This is a genomic window from Nostoc sp. DedQUE02, from assembly GCF_034531035.1.
Taxonomy (GTDB): domain Bacteria; phylum Cyanobacteriota; class Cyanobacteriia; order Cyanobacteriales; family Nostocaceae; genus Nostoc.
Window position 1 is genome coordinate 27,998 of the sequence record NZ_JAVRBY020000008.1, and the last position, 13,916, is coordinate 41,913.

The 13,916-nt window shown below is 43.9% G+C and carries 13 protein-coding genes and 1 pseudogene; 9 read left to right on the forward strand and 5 right to left on the reverse strand.

All coding sequences use genetic code 11. The annotated features are described in order from the left end of the window. Window positions 1-186: 186 nt before the first annotated feature. The 3 genes from rseP (at window position 187) to rpsN (ending at window position 2,341) form a co-directional block, all read left to right on the forward strand. Window positions 187-1,287: an RIP metalloprotease RseP gene (rseP, locus tag RMX98_RS10000; protein WP_322680878.1), complete on the forward strand. Its 1,101-nt coding sequence runs from the start codon at window positions 187-189 to the stop codon at window positions 1,285-1,287. Next, entirely contained in the window at window positions 1,263-1,961 is a 699-nt protein-coding gene (gene nth / locus RMX98_RS10005; RefSeq protein WP_322680879.1) for an endonuclease III, read from the forward strand. The genes rseP and nth overlap by 25 nt, the downstream gene beginning before the upstream one ends. A gap of 77 nt (window positions 1,962-2,038) precedes the next feature. Continuing rightward, complete coding sequence (rpsN, locus tag RMX98_RS10010) at window positions 2,039-2,341, forward strand: 30S ribosomal protein S14 (RefSeq protein WP_292724399.1); 303 nt, start codon at window positions 2,039-2,041, stop codon at window positions 2,339-2,341. A 205-nt stretch (window positions 2,342-2,546) separates the two neighbouring features. Here the strand turns inward: rpsN and RMX98_RS10015 are convergent, their stop codons facing one another. Next, window positions 2,547-2,876 (reverse strand): hypothetical protein, encoded by a 330-nt coding sequence (locus tag RMX98_RS10015; RefSeq protein ID WP_012410384.1) that lies wholly within the window; start codon window positions 2,874-2,876, stop codon window positions 2,547-2,549. Between the two features lie 102 nt (window positions 2,877-2,978). Here RMX98_RS10015 and aat point away from each other — a divergent pair, with 102 nt between their 5' ends. After that, the gene (gene aat, locus RMX98_RS10020) at window positions 2,979-3,554 is read left to right on the forward strand and encodes a leucyl/phenylalanyl-tRNA--protein transferase (RefSeq protein WP_322680880.1); all 576 of its coding nucleotides are present in this window, start codon (window positions 2,979-2,981) and stop codon (window positions 3,552-3,554) included. Window positions 3,555-3,600: 46 nt separating this feature from the next. Beyond that, a complete protein-coding gene (locus RMX98_RS10025) occupies window positions 3,601-3,819 on the forward strand; it encodes a hypothetical protein (protein WP_322680881.1) in 219 nt (72 codons plus the stop codon). 346 nt (window positions 3,820-4,165) lie between these two features. On the opposite strand, the pseudogene RMX98_RS10030 reads toward RMX98_RS10025, so the two are convergent. The 3 genes and pseudogenes from RMX98_RS10030 to RMX98_RS10040 all read right to left on the reverse strand — a co-directional run. Further along, window positions 4,166-4,288, reverse strand: a pseudogene (locus RMX98_RS10030) (Uma2 family endonuclease); the annotation flags it as partial. Window positions 4,289-4,336: 48 nt separating this feature from the next. Then, the gene (locus RMX98_RS10035; RefSeq protein ID WP_322680882.1) at window positions 4,337-5,017 is read right to left on the reverse strand and encodes a hypothetical protein; all 681 of its coding nucleotides are present in this window, start codon (window positions 5,015-5,017) and stop codon (window positions 4,337-4,339) included. A 306-nt stretch (window positions 5,018-5,323) separates the two neighbouring features. Next, window positions 5,324-5,995, reverse strand: coding sequence for a LuxR C-terminal-related transcriptional regulator (locus RMX98_RS10040; protein ID WP_322680883.1), 672 nt, complete (start codon window positions 5,993-5,995; stop codon window positions 5,324-5,326). A 100-nt stretch (window positions 5,996-6,095) separates the two neighbouring features. On the opposite strand from RMX98_RS10040, the gene RMX98_RS10045 reads away from it, so the two are divergent. The 4 genes from RMX98_RS10045 (at window position 6,096) to RMX98_RS10060 (ending at window position 10,956) form a co-directional block, all read left to right on the forward strand. After that, window positions 6,096-6,752 carry a DUF3386 domain-containing protein gene (locus RMX98_RS10045; protein ID WP_322680884.1) on the forward strand — a complete coding sequence of 219 codons (657 nt, stop codon included), beginning with the start codon at window positions 6,096-6,098 and terminating at the stop codon, window positions 6,750-6,752. A gap of 164 nt (window positions 6,753-6,916) precedes the next feature. After that, window positions 6,917-7,420: a HugZ family protein gene (locus tag RMX98_RS10050; protein ID WP_322680885.1), complete on the forward strand. Its 504-nt coding sequence runs from the start codon at window positions 6,917-6,919 to the stop codon at window positions 7,418-7,420. Between the two features lie 204 nt (window positions 7,421-7,624). Further along, a complete protein-coding gene (locus RMX98_RS10055; protein ID WP_322680886.1) occupies window positions 7,625-8,509 on the forward strand; it encodes an alpha/beta hydrolase in 885 nt (294 codons plus the stop codon). Window positions 8,510-8,649: 140 nt separating this feature from the next. Continuing rightward, window positions 8,650-10,956, forward strand: a complete 2,307-nt coding sequence (locus RMX98_RS10060; protein WP_322680887.1) for an FAD/NAD(P)-binding protein — start codon at window positions 8,650-8,652, stop codon at window positions 10,954-10,956. Between the two features lie 11 nt (window positions 10,957-10,967). On the opposite strand, the gene RMX98_RS10065 is transcribed toward RMX98_RS10060, so the two are convergent. Continuing rightward, entirely contained in the window at window positions 10,968-13,724 is a 2,757-nt protein-coding gene (locus RMX98_RS10065) for a zinc-dependent metalloprotease (protein ID WP_322680888.1), read from the reverse strand. Window positions 13,725-13,916: the final 192 nt, after the last annotated feature.

A 13,916-nucleotide genomic window follows, 5' to 3' on the forward strand; every position in this document is an offset into this window, starting at 1 on the left:
TCTTTTACCAATGAGCTATGCCCCATGCCCAATGAGAGCAGTTGACGGCAGTTGCTCCACTTGGGGAGACCCCAAGACCGCACTGCCTCCTCCACTTGAGGAGACCCCTGCGTACCCGTCACTGCCTCCCCAATGCCCAATTAGAATAGAGATAACTATAGCTTAATATCTTCACTAATTTACTCTATGTCAGTTTTAGCAGCGATCGCAGTCTTGGCTGTTTTGATCTTGGTACACGAGTTGGGACATTTTGTTGCAGCACGTTCTCAAGGCATTCTCGTTAACCGTTTTTCTTTGGGTTTTGGCCCAGTTCTTTTAAAGTACCAAGGGTCACAAACCGAATATGCTGTCCGTGCTTTTCCCTTGGGCGGCTTTGTGGGCTTTCCTGATGATGACCCCGATAGCGATGTTCCACCCAATGACCCAAATCTGCTGCGTAACCGTCCAGTTTTAGACAGGGCGATCGTTATCAGTGCTGGAGTAATCGCCAATTTAATATTTGCCTATTTAGTGTTGGTTCTGCAATTGGGTATCGTCGGCATTCCCAAGGAATTAACCTATAAAGCTGGTGTCGCCGTACAGCCTATTAATCAAGAATCTGTTGCCTATCAGGCAGGAATTCGGGAAGGAGATATTATTCTGGCTGTTAACGGTCAAGAACTTCCAGCTTCTGATAAGTCAACTCCTTTGCTGACAAAAGAAATTCAAACTCATCCCAATCAGCAAATCGAACTGAAAATTCTGCGTGACAACCAACAACAAACTCTGAAATTAACCCCAAAATTAGGAGCTGATGGCAAAGGTGTAGTTGGTGTGGCACTTAGTCCAAATGCTACGGCAGTTTATCGCCGTCCTAATAGTCCTTTTGAAATTTTTGGCATTGCTGCTAACAGGTTTCAACAATTATTTGTTGGTACACTCAGTGGTTTTGGTCAGTTGATCACCAACTTTCAACAAACTGCTGGACAAGTTTCTGGGCCAGTTAATATTGTCAAAATCGGTGCAAAATTAGCTGAGGACAATAGCGCAAATCTGTTGTCTTTTGCGGCAATTATCAGCATTAACTTGGCTATTATCAATATTTTGCCTTTACCAGCTTTGGATGGCGGACAACTCGCTTTTCTGCTGATTGAAGGTTTACGCGGTAAGCCTGTGCCTGCCCGGATTCAAGAAGGTGTAATGCAAACCGGTTTGGTGTTACTCTTAGGCTTAGGAATTTTTCTGATAGTCAAAGAAACTACTCAATTAACTAGCCAATTGGAGTGGGTACAAAAATTATTCCAGTGAAAATAGAGAGTGCAAAAAAGAAACTTTTACCTTTAAGGAAGCGATCGCTAGAAATTTTAGCTCGTCTGAAGCGTCTTTATCCAGATGCTACTTGCTCTTTAAATTACTCAACGCCAGTACAATTGTTGGTGGCAACGATTCTCTCTGCTCAATGTACTGATGAGCGGGTGAATAAAGTAACACCAGCTTTATTTGGGAAGTTTCCTGATGCTGAGAGTTTAGCGATCGCTGACTTGGTAGAATTAGAAAGTTTGGTGCGTTCAACCGGATTTTATCGCAACAAAGCCAAAAACATTCAAGCCGCCTGTCGGATGATTGTCACTGAGTTTAACTCTGTTGTCCCCAACCAGATGGAACAGTTGTTAAAGCTTCCAGGTGTGGCACGGAAGACAGCAAATGTAGTTTTGGCTCATGCCTATGGCATTAATGCTGGCGTGACGGTAGATACTCACGTTAAGCGCCTTAGCGAACGTTTGGGTTTAACTGATCATACAGACCCCGTTCGGATTGAACAAGATTTAATGGGTTTATTGCCTCAGCCTGATTGGGAAAATTGGTCAATTCGGCTGATTTATCATGGTCGGGCGATTTGTAAAGCCCGCTCTCCCGTATGCATTGCTTGTGAACTCGCCGATTTATGTCCTGCTGCTAATAAGCCAGGGGTTGTAGGGTAAACGACACAAGTAACCCCAGAATTGATGGGGAGACTGTAGAATGGAAAACGGTGTCTTTAAATTAAGTTAGAGAATTTATGGCAAAAAAGAGCTTGATTGAGCGCGAGAAAAAGCGCACCAGGTTGATAGAAAAGTATGCTGACAAGCGAGAAGCTCTTTTGGAAGAGTTCAGAAGTGCAGCATCTCCTCTGGATAAGCTGGAAATCCACCGGAAGATTCAACAGCTACCCCGGAATAGTGCACCCACCCGCCACCGCAATCGTTGCTGGTTGACTGGTCGTTCTAGAGGTGTTTACCGCGATTTTGGGTTGTCTCGGAACGTGCTGCGAGAATGGGCACATGAAGGTCTTTTGCCTGGAGTTGTTAAGTCTAGCTGGTAGTTAAGAGTCATTAGTCATTAGTGAGCCAGCGCGGTCTTGGGGAGCCAGTGACGGGTACGCAGGGGTTTCCCCAAGTGGAGCATCTGGCGTGGTTTCCCCCATGAGTGACTGGCCAACCCGTAAGGGTCATTGGTAAATAACAAAGAACTAATGACATAGACGCCCGGAGGGCGGCTTCCCGAAGGGTAGGACAAATGACAAAATATTATTGACCACAACACTTATCAATTCCCAGACTTTCTAAGAGTAGATCGCTGACGGCGTTGGCGATCGCAAACTCTCCATAAAAGCTATTAGAAAAATCATAGGACTGCATCTCTGTAACAATGGCAATTACCAGAGAACCAAGGTCATTTTCTCCTTCCATCCGTTGACGCACAAAAATCTGTGCGGCTCGTTGGGCAATATTTTGGTTGACTGCTTCGGGGATAAATTCTGTATCTAGCCACCGTTGTAAGCGTTCTCGTAACCATTCACCTTCGAGGAGAGGGTTTTCGGGCGGTGGTAGGGTGATGGGTGGAATTGGTTGAGTCATCTTTTTTAAACGCAGAGGGACGCAAAGGGAAACGCTGAGAAACGCTGAGGTTGACTGTTAGCATCAAATTGCGTTTCTAAGAGTGTTTTTTTATATTTATTTATGCAATATGATATCGCCGCTATTGTTGAGGGCTATGCACAAGGCTATTTTCTCATGGCTGATGAGCGCGATCGCCTGAGTTGGTACGGAAGTCGCGATCGGACTTTTATTCCTTTAGATAATCGGTTTCGCTACCCCAAGTCTTTGCAGCGCGTTTTGAATCAAGAACGGTTTGCTGTGGCGATTAATCGAGACTTCCAAGCTGTGGTGGCTGGGTGTGCTGACAGAGAGACAACTTGGATTTCACCGGAATTGCAAAAGATTTACTGGCTACTTTACCAGAGTGGTTATGCTTTTAGTTTTGAAACTTGGCACGGTGACGAACTAGCTGGGGGAATTTTAGGGATTGTTATTGGCGGCGCTTTTATTGGCGAGTCGATGTTTTATCGCATTCCCGAAGGCTCGAAGGTAGCGATGGTAAAGTTGGTGGAAAGATTGCGCCAGAGGAAATTTGTGTTTTTCGATGCTCAAATGATGAATCCACATTTGAAGAGGTTTGGTGCTTATCGAGTTGAAGATAAAGAATATCAAGCCTTACTTAAGCAAGCGTTGGAACGTTCTTGTTCCTTGGTATAAATGTGTAGTAGGAAAAATATTGCGATAATCTCTGTAGAGAGGTAATGTGGATAGCCTTATACAAAATATTCCTGCAATTATTGAAAAATCAGGAAGTTTTTTTGGGATACTTGCGTTAGTTGCGCTTGTTTTTACTTTTGTTGCCTTTATATTTTTCAGAAATGCAGATCCAAGACAAAGAGAAAGAGTTTTCATGATCACAACTCTTTTTTTATTAACCCACTGTCAGAAGTTGATGCTTCAAAAGAGTATTTTGCCGCTCTAGTCAAAGCTTCTGATAAACTAGCTAGCAATGGTAGTGGTCTTTACAAAATACCTCAAGAATCAATTCCACTTATTTGGTACTCAGATAACGTCGGTGCATTTCGGATAACTGTAAAGCCTGGATGATCTATTGCAAATCTGTGCGATGCATGAGGGTTTGATTTTTGGCGTTGCAGAACAGAGGGATGAATTTAGGCAGGCAGGGGAGGCAGGGGGTGCTTCGGGAGCAGGGGGGGAGATTTTATAACTTGCAAAATCATCCCGCAATTATGCAACGCCTGATTTTTTTGGTCGTATGACAATCTGGGTAAATGCACATCTGTTACCTGCAATTGCAAGTTGAATCTGTGTTCTCCTTGCGGCATCGGTTTCTGGATAATACGTCCATCAATGTATTCACTAGCAGGTTCTGTCTCTGGCAGATCCAGGAATTCACTTATAGTCAGGGCTTTAGCAGGGATCTGTACCATTTAAGGTTTACGCTAAAAATTCATCATTCATCATCAAGATGTTGGAGATTATTTGCACATTTGCAACGTGCGGCGATCGCTAGCAGTGATAGAATTTAAACGATAAAAGTCTTGCAGAGCCAGTGAGTAAGCATAAGAATTTGACTCATCATCATTAATTTTGGGCAGTCTATTGCTTGTAGCTACCTGATTCGATTGATTAGAGTTGGCTTCATTTGACGAACTATTAACCGTCATTGCCAACTCTCCTGATGGGTTGATCGTACCCTGAAAACAATTAAACTCTGATTGCGGCATATACAAAGCACCCGTTACCTTGGCTTGCTGCTTTTGAAATATGATATAACCTTGACCAAGTTGGTTTGCGTTTGGGGATTGACCATAGAGGTAAATCCCATCTTTTACAGGAAAATCTGCTTTTGGTAAAACTCTTGCGCTTTTTGTAGCTCCCTGATCGCCTGGAACCAACGCTGTGATTGTAGGTATTGTTTTTCCGCCTCCAGAAGCCGCATTAAGTTGACTTCTCTGCTCTCTAACTTTTCTCAGCTGCGACAAAAGAGAGTTTTCGGAGGTTTTGTGAATTTGAGCCGATGATAATCGAGAATCTGTAAATGATATTACTTGAGTTTGCTTGTTGAATATAAAGCCCAAACCGAGAAGTAAGCCTAAGCCCGCGAGGGGAATTCCCCACTTCCGGGGAGATAATAACTGATGAAGGTTGTTAAGCACCCTACTTCTCCTGTTAAAAAACTAACCAAGTTCTCTATAACTTACTTAAACCATAACTAAGTCTTAATTGTCAAAGACTTTATTCACGACTTAATATTACTATTGTCCAAAAAAGAAAACTGTCAAAAACAAAAGTTTTTATTTAATTGGGTTCAATAATCTTAGATTACCACTAGTTAGAGTCTTTAGAAAAGAAGGCAGGGGAGTATGGGAGCAGGGGAGCAAGGGAGCACAGGAGAAGTTGCAGTAAGTTTTCCCCTCTGCCCCTCTGCCCCTTTGCACCTCTGCCTCCTGCCCCTGCCTCCTTCAAGAAACTTGTATGTCTTGTAGCTTTGCCACCATTTCAGCACGCGCTGAAACCTTCAACTTCCGAAACATCCTCTTCAAAGCTTGTTTGACGGAATTTTGCGTAATCCAAAGTTTTTCTCCAATTTCCGCATTTGTTAACCCCTGTGCCACCAAATCGGCAATTTCTAACTCACGCGCTGTTAAAGGACTAACTAAAAGGGAATTGGATATTTTGGGTTTTGTCCGTAGGGTTGCCATTTTTGCTGACAAATGAATGCATAAAGCGCTCAAGTCAGCTAAATCGTTGCCATTAAAGGCAGGATTTCCCTTGTCACGAGCCAAGTTAAGGGTTCCGACCAGACGACCATCGCAAACAATTGGCCCAGTCATCACGTGTTCGTGGTCGGAACGCGAACAAAAATGCTTCCAGTCTCCTGGCGATAATAATAACTGTTCGTGGGCGGGAGCATGACGCTCAACCACGTAGCGCCCGACTGGATTGCTTTCTAAGCATACTGCCGGAATACCTGGAACATTAATCTCAGTGGTTGGCTGCTCATCTAGAAGATAAATACCCCAATTTTGCACGCCAAAATGCTCGCTAATTTGATCCGTGAGAGCGAGTCTTAACTCTTGCTCATTCTGGACATTAGCGATCGCATGAAATACAGCGTGTAGAGAATTAGCCATAAGTGTACCCAGTTGGGGACTATCCAAGCCTCAACAATTACTTCTATGCTAATACCAAGGAAACTAAAACGCTAATTACAGTAGCGACTAGGAGAAGCACATGACAGTTACACAACTCTCTGCTCAGGAACTTTTCCGGGCTGCTTATGAAAACCGCTATACTTGGGACAAGAATTTTCCCGGTTATACCGCAAATATTACCTTTAAGCATGACGATAAAGTGTTTACAGGCAAAGTTATCATCAGTGCCAATCTGAAAGCCGAAGTTTTGGATGTAGATGATGAATCAGCCCAGAAAGCAATTCATGGTCAAGCCTGGGAGATAGCAATTCACCGCGTCCGCCGCAGCTTTGAAGAAACCCACAGCGCCAATACCTTTAGTTATGGTAAAACTGACGAAACTGGTGCGGTTGAGCTTTTAATGGGTGGTAAGGCTGAGGGCGATAAATACAAAGTCCGCAATAATGAAGTCTGTCATGTTCACCGTCTAATCCACGGTACTTACGTCACCATTGACACCTTCAGCAGTCACGATACCGGAGAAGGCTACCTGTCTCACCGCTATGACTCTGTGTACCATGACCCCAAAACTGGGGAACAAAAAGGCGGTAGAAGCGAATTTATTGATGAGTATGAAAAAGTTGGTGACTATTTCATCCTAAATCGTCGGGAGATTCGCACCGAAACAGCAGGAGAATTTTCTACTCAGGAATTTATCTTCTCTAACATTAAATTGTTAGAACCTGTTGCTGCTTAAGCTGTATTCTGTAATCCAAAAATTAGCGATCGCTCTTTTAGTTAAAGGGAGCGATCGCTTTTATTTTTTGGGTATTCCATCCATAGCTGTAGCCCATCGTAGACATCTCTTAATCACGTTAAGATACTTAATTAGGTGTTCCTAATAAGCGTGGTAATTTACTTATGAGTCAACTTGAAAATATTCAAGCTGAGTACGAAAAGTTCCCTGAAGCATTTGAGAGTGTAATCATTAGCACCGTGAGCGCACAGGCAATACCCAATGCTAGTTATGCTCCCTTTGTAATGGATGATTCTAAAAATATCTACATTTACGTCAGTGGTCTTTCGACTCATACCAAAAATCTTTATGCTAATCCTCATGTTAGTGTCTTGTTTATCGAGGATGAAGCTAAAAGTAATCTAATTTTTGCCCGTCGTCGTTTGAGTTTTGATTGTATGGCAACTTTGATCGAGCGTGAAACTGACAATTGGAATCAAATTGTTGAGCAATTTCAAGGGCGATTTGGTGAAATTGTTGAGGTTTTGCGTGGCTTGTCTGACTTTCGGATTTTTCGGCTAACTCCAAGTGAAGGTCGTTTTGTAGTTGGTTTTGGAGGAGCATATCAAATCAGTGGTGATAACCTCCATCAACTTGTGCAAATCACAGGAGATGCTGACAAAAAGTAAGGTTAACAATTCAAAATGACGCTCGCGGACTCGCTCTAAGCGAAGCCATGCCGAAGGCGTTGCCTCTCGCAGAGAAGGCTTTACACTACACTAACCAAAATTCAAAGTTATACCCTTAGAGGGAAGCAAGCAACACGCTGTTCGAGTTTACAGAGAAGAAAGTTTCAGGCTCTTATTTAAACTTAAACTAAACTTTTTAATTTTATGCTTCAGTTTCAACCTCCTGGCTTTGGACATAAAGTCATCCATACATCCTTGGGGGCAATAGTTTACTATACCCAAACAAATGCACCTTGGACGATTGCTGATACTGAAGATTTACCCCCACTACTGTTTTTGCATAACTTTGGTGGTGGAGCATCTGCTTATGAATGGTCTAAAGTTTACCCGGCTTTTGCCTCTAATTACCGCATTTTAGCCCCCGATCTCATCGGCTGGGGAGAATCGGCTCATCCAGTGCGGGATTATAAAATTAGGGATTATCTCAGCACGATCGCAGAGTTTGTCATCCAAACTTGTCGCCAACCTGTGACGGTGGTAGCCTCGTCTCTTACAGCCGCTTTTGCTATCCGCCTAGCCATTGTTCAACCCAATTTATTCAAAGCACTATTTTTGGTTTCCCCCTCTGGATTTGATGATTTTGGACAGGGCGCTGGACGCAGACTTCCGCTTTCGGTAATCAATGCGCCTCTGTTGGACAATTTTATTTACATACTTGGTGCTGAAAATGAAATTGCAGTCCGAAATTTTTTACAAAGTTTTCTCTTTGCTAAGTCACAACGTGTATCCCAAGAGATGGTGGAGGCTTATTTAACCTCTGCACAACAACCTAATGCCAAATTTGCGGCTTTGGCATTTTTGCGGGGCGATCTTTACTTTGACTTGAGTTTATATATTCAACAACTAACAGTTCCCACCGTTATTTTTTGGGGAGAAAAGGCACAATTTACCAATATCAAATTAGGACAACGTTTGGCAAATCTAAATCCAAGGGCAATTCCAGATTTTTGTGCGATCGCAGATGCCGGAATATTACCTCATTTAGAAATACCAGAAGTTTTTATTGGTCTATTGCAGCAGTATCTTTAAGAATTAGGGAAGATTTTCATAGTCCAGCTAAATAATCTAGTTACAATAGACAACGATTGGAATTATAGACCAAAAAACCGATCGGTATATAGTATTTAAATTAGCCAAAGCAGTCACCATACACTCTATTTAGCACCGTGATGCATTCTAATGTCCTGATAGCACATCCTTCAACCACCACGATCGCGCTTGTTGGTGCTGGCTTTAGTGGTTCTTTAGTAGCGGCTCACCTGTTAAAAACTGCCAACCGCCCCCTATTGATTAAACTGATTGAGCGCAGTCACGACATTGGCAAGGGAGTCGCCTACAGTACGGACACCATCAGCCATTTGCTGAATGTATCCGCAGGCAAGATGAGTGCCTTTCCCGACGATCCTAGTCATCTGCTGCGCTGGTTAAACTATAACCGCAGTGAGTTAGGGGCATTTCTGCCCAGTGACCTAAATGCCAGCAGCTTTATTCCCCGTCAGATATTCGGGCTTTATATTCAGTCGATTTTGGAGGAAGCTGAAGCCACGGCATCGAGTAACGTCCGGCTAGAGCGCGTCATCGATGAGGTGGTGGCAGTGGAGCCACAAGCCAAAGGTGCAATCGTCTCCTTGAGTAGCAGCCGTACTTTCGTGGCAGACAAAATTGTGCTGGCACTGGGAAACGCACCTTCCGCCCCTCCTGGATCGCAACCCTCTGAGGACAATGACACCCCCTACCTGCGTCATGCCTGGTCAGCCGAGGCGTTGGCAGAGCTTGAGCCTGATGCGCCTGTATTGCTGATTGGCACTGGACTGACGATGGTGGATATGGTGGTATCACTCCACGATCGCAACCATCGGGGCAAAATTTATGCCGTATCTCGCCGGGGCTTGTCTCCGCTACCGCATCAATCGACCAAACCCTACCCCGCCTTTTTGACCCCAGACACCGCGCCGAAAACAGTTCGCGGCTTGCTGCGGCGCATTCGCAGTGAGGTGCAAACGGCAGCAGTGCAGGGCTACAACTGGCGATCGGTGATTGATTCCCTGCGTCCCATCACCCAGCAACTGTGGCAACAACTGCCCCGCGTGGAGCAAAAACGGCTTTTGCGCCATGTTACCCCTTATTGGGATGTACATCGCCATCGAATTGCCCCCAAAATTGGCAAGATTGTCCAGGCAATGCTGGATTCTGGGCAACTAACTATTACCGCAGGGCGCATTCAAGGCTATCAGGCGGCAGTTGATGCGGTAGCAGTGACCGTTCGCCAGCGCCAAACGCAAAGGAATCAGGTGTTGCAAGTTAGCCGCGTGGTGAATTGCACCGGGGTACAGGCAAATTATCAGCGATCGCCCCAACCCCTAATTGCCAATTTACGTACCCAGGGATTGATCCGCCCTAACGATATTGGCTTGGGTTTGGATACTACCCCCGATGGTGCTGTATTAGATGCTCAGAGCAAACGTTCAAGCCTACTCTATACCTTGGGCACTCCCCGCAAAGGCAATTTGTGGGAAACGATCGCGGTTCCCGAACTGCGTGAGCAGGCCCAGGCATTGGCGACAACTGTATTGCAGTCGCTACCGGTGCGGGTGCGCCCCGTTTCGCCCATTTCTCGCGCCACTGAACAAAATTACGGCGACCTTCGACCCGCCATACCCCAGTCAACGCTATTGTTTCGCCAATTCTTTGACCCGGAATCTAGCACCTACACCTATCTGATTGCGGACAGTCAGACTAAAGATGCGGTGCTGGTAGATACAGTATTGGAGCAGGTTGACCGTGATTTACAAGTGCTGGATGAATTGGGGTTGAGTCTTTGCTACTGTTTGGAAACTCACATCCATGCTGATCATATCACTGGTGCTGGCAAACTGAGACAGCAAACGGGTTGTCAGGTGATCGTGCCCCAAAATGCCACTGCTAGGTCTGCGGATCACTCCCTTGCCGATCGCGAAACCTTAATCGTGGGGGCGGTGCGGATTGAGGCGATCGCAACACCAGGGCACACTGACAGCCATTTGGCTTATTTAGTCAACAATACCCATTTGTTAACGGGGGATGCCTTATTGATTCGTGGCTGTGGACGCACAGACTTTCAATCGGGCGATGCGGGTACTCTGTACGACACAGTGACGCAACAGTTATTTACTCTCCCAGAGGAAACCCTGGTTTATCCCGCCCATGACTACAAAGGGCAAACTGTTTCCACTATTGGTGAAGAAAAACGCCTCAATCCCCGATTTGCCAATCGCAGCCGCGATCAATTTATCGCCATCATGAGCCATCTGGGTTTGAGCTATCCCAAAAAGATGAACGAAGCCGTACCTGCAAATGAATACTGTGGCGATTTCATGCCGGAAGCAAGTCTCAGTAATGGCACGAGTTTGGTGATTGATGTAGATCGTGAAAAAGTAGAAAAAACCCTATCAACTAATACTGAAATTTATGAGGACTACTTTGCTATGTACATTTAGGAGGATCGTGGCTACTTAGAAAGTAACTGTGCATTTAATGCTTTCGTAATGCGATCGCCAGAAGCTTCTAAGTGAGCTAAGGTGTAAATATCAAGGCTTTCACCTAGTTGTTTGAGTCTAACATCAATGGCTTTTTGCAGTTGGCGCAATTCATACCAAGCCAATGTCCGACCATCTTCAGGTGTATTAGTAGTACCCAACATCATCTGTAGCAAAATATTTAGATATTCCCGTTGCAATGAACGGCGGATGCTAGAAATTGGCTTTGGTTCTCCGGGAGCGAAAACTTCTGCCCAAATGCCTGTTTGCAGGGTATCGAACAATTCTGGCATGGAAAGCGCTTCCCCAGGCAGAGTTTTTAATTCTATATCTTGTAAACGATTCAAGCGATCGCTGTCTAATAGCGATCGCAATATCGCACTTTGAAAATTCAAAATGCGATCGTGAATTGGATAATCAAGGCGGTTATTAGGTGCAGAACTACCCCAGTGTTCCCAACGCGACGGTGCCAGTTGATTGAGTAATTGTGGCGAAAAGCTGAAAGCATCCTCAGCAAATACATACTTTTGCAGCTTTGTCAACGCCTGACGTTGTTTTAAAACTGAAACTGGTACAAATGTCCAAGCAGCATCATCACTAGTATGAAGACGGCGAAACGATTGTCCACCAATGTATTTAGAAAGCAAGGTGGCATTCCGAAAATAATATTTAAGTACTCTATTGAATTTAAGGCGCAGGTTACTATAGCTTTCTCCTTTCGATAAATAGCCCTTGTCAAGGCGTTGCCACATAAAACGAGCATTATCCATTTGCCACTGCGAATAAAGTAGCACATCACTACTCATGTCCCAGACATTTGCCAAAGGATTGATGTCCCAAATATCTTCATCAGTTGCGTAAGATAATTCTGGTTGAGGCGAGGCTAGGGCAATCTGCTCCAAAAAACTTTTTTCTGATTCGGGAATAATCGTCTCTAGTGCTGCTGATGGGTTTCTTTTATAACCATACTCAATAGCCCATTCATCATAAGGCCCAATAACTCCAGGGAAATAGTCACCTTGCTGTACTCCTTGTGGGGCTATATTCACGGGTAGATAGTCCATCACCGAACCCACTAAACCTTTGGTGTGAGTTATTTCAGTATTATTTAATTCTTGGGGCGCTAACATAGTGCTGCCATGAAAGTTGTGGCGCAAACCCAGAGTATGCCCGACTTCGTGAGCAATCAGAGAACGCAAATATTGATGCACATACTCCTTCATCGTTTCACTACTGGGTGTAGCGTTTGGCAAAATTGACAACGCCAGCGCCCCTATAGCTGCTTGATTTGAAGACTCCACACCATAGCAGAACTCAGAGGAGAAAAGAGCAGAGGAAGATAACGCAAAGAATCTATCCTTATCCACGAATTTCCTCGCATCCTTATGTTCTCCTGCCTTTTCTTGACATGAGTTTGTACTCGGTGATGAATTTTCCTCCATCAGTGCGCGATATTCTTGCTGAATTAAACGCACCATGCTGGCATCCACTATGATATCTGCATCCAATATTTCTCCGGTGAATGGGTTGACGCGCATCGGCCCTCTGGCAAAACCTGCATCCAAAGAATTGAACCAGCGAATAGTGTTGTAATGTACATCTGCTGGTTTCCAATCAGCATCATCTGGCATTTGCTGCACTTCAACGGCATTTTGAAATCCGGCTTTTTCAAATGCTTTGTTCCACATCAAAACTCCTTCACGAATTGCTTGGCGGTACTCTAGGGGTACAGCATTTTCAATCCAATACACAATCGGTTTTTTGGGTGGAGATAAGGGAGCGTTAGGATCGGATGGTTCCAAATGCCAGCGATTGATGTAACGTCCAAATGATTCGTGAGGATTATTGTTAGAAAAATCTTGGAAAGCAGTAACAAAATATCCTACTCTGTCATCGGCAAGTCTGGGAATATAACCATTGTTTTCTGTAAGTTGAGAAAAACTGTAGTGTACCTTCAGAGTGAGTGCCCTGCTATCGGGTACGGTGACTAAATTCGATCCTTCTAGTGATGAAAAACCGTAAATCGAATCAATCTCTACGTTTTCTGGAAAGCTGTTAACATCACCAAAATATGACTTGCGTGCATCTAAGCGATAATCAGCCTGCAAAGAGTATTTCAATAGAGAAGTTAATCCTGGAAAATCCTGCATTAGCAGTTCATTCAGGTCGATCAGAATATTTTGACTATTTGGATCAATAGTCGCTATTTGCAGTGAAGAAAGAACTGAATCGCTAAATGAACGAGCAAGCGATCGCTGTTCTGGTCTACTTCCTGTACGGAATTTAACATTACGTACAACAAAATGCAATCTATTATTTACTCGTCGGAAGTAGAAAAGAAAATCAGAGAGAGGTAATCCACTATAAATCCCACTTTCTCCAACTCCTGATTCCAATGTAACTATAGCTAGGTAATCTTTATTTAGCTGCTCTGGCTGAAGTTCTAAAAAAACTTTTCCCGAATCTTCACTGCAATAAAGTGTGAAGAGTCCCTCTAATTTATCTATTTTATTAAAATTACCATTAAATCGACAAAAATTTTTCTTTCTAATCTCAGCAAGACTATTTTCAGCACTTGCTAATTTTTCAACTTCTGGGCGTGAATTTAATTGCTGGACATCAATATTAGAAATATTTGAAAGTTGGTTTGCGCCTGCGTAATCATTTGATAGCAACAAGCCATACACTAATACTATACAGATTGCTAATTTCGTTATCCAGTATTTCATCCTTTGGCTTTCCACTTGAAGCAGTTCTCGTGTTAAGGAAAAATGTCGAGTAGTTTTTCGTCTGTAAGCCCTGCAAATATTTAGGGATTACGATATAAATTCACTTTGTCAGATAAATAATGCCTCTAGTACAGCCCAGCATAAACTCAGCTACCACTTCAATTAACTACACAAGCTGATTGAGCAACTTGT

Bases quoted from the DNA above. Each gene is read 5' to 3' on its own strand.
- RMX98_RS10040 (WP_322680883.1), bottom strand. From the start codon at position 5,995: ATGGCTAATTCTCTACACGCTGTATTTCATGCGATCGCTAATGTCCAG.
- RMX98_RS10060 (WP_322680887.1), top strand. From the start codon at position 8,650: ATGCATTCTAATGTCCTGATAGCACATCCTTCAACCACCACGATCGCG.
- aat (WP_322680880.1), top strand. From the start codon at position 2,979: ATGCAATATGATATCGCCGCTATTGTTGAGGGCTATGCACAAGGCTAT.
- RMX98_RS10050 (WP_322680885.1), top strand. From the start codon at position 6,917: ATGAGTCAACTTGAAAATATTCAAGCTGAGTACGAAAAGTTCCCTGAA.
- RMX98_RS10065 (WP_322680888.1), bottom strand. From the start codon at position 13,724: ATGAAATACTGGATAACGAAATTAGCAATCTGTATAGTATTAGTGTAT.
- RMX98_RS10045 (WP_322680884.1), top strand. From the start codon at position 6,096: ATGACAGTTACACAACTCTCTGCTCAGGAACTTTTCCGGGCTGCTTAT.
- RMX98_RS10055 (WP_322680886.1), top strand. From the start codon at position 7,625: ATGCTTCAGTTTCAACCTCCTGGCTTTGGACATAAAGTCATCCATACA.
- rpsN (WP_292724399.1), top strand. From the start codon at position 2,039: ATGGCAAAAAAGAGCTTGATTGAGCGCGAGAAAAAGCGCACCAGGTTG.
- RMX98_RS10015 (WP_012410384.1), bottom strand. From the start codon at position 2,876: ATGACTCAACCAATTCCACCCATCACCCTACCACCGCCCGAAAACCCT.
- rseP (WP_322680878.1), top strand. From the start codon at position 187: ATGTCAGTTTTAGCAGCGATCGCAGTCTTGGCTGTTTTGATCTTGGTA.